The 202-nt window shown below is 39.6% G+C and carries 1 protein-coding gene; it reads right to left on the reverse strand.

The window, feature by feature from the left end; all coding sequences use genetic code 11:
* Positions 1-186: prepilin-type N-terminal cleavage/methylation domain-containing protein (locus CWC11_RS22655; RefSeq protein ID WP_249330821.1), on the reverse strand; the 186-nt coding region annotated here is incomplete at its 3' end.
* Positions 187-202: the final 16 nt, after the last annotated feature.

The raw sequence follows: 202 nt of genomic DNA on the forward strand, positions 1-202 counted from the left end.
ATCAAGGCGGTAAGTATCAAGTGCAGTTTCAAATGCATTCATCTGTGCCGCAGCAATATCTCGAGAGGCGCTTCCAAGCTTGTTGAAAAATTTTGGTGCCACTAATGAAGCTAGCAAGCCTAAAATTACGATCACAATTAACAACTCCATCATGGTGAAGCCGTTATGTTTATTCTTTGCCTTCATATTGTTTGTCATTGAA

The sequence above is a fragment of the Pseudoalteromonas sp. S3178 genome (assembly GCF_005886985.1).
GTDB classification, from domain to species: domain Bacteria; phylum Pseudomonadota; class Gammaproteobacteria; order Enterobacterales; family Alteromonadaceae; genus Pseudoalteromonas; species Pseudoalteromonas carrageenovora.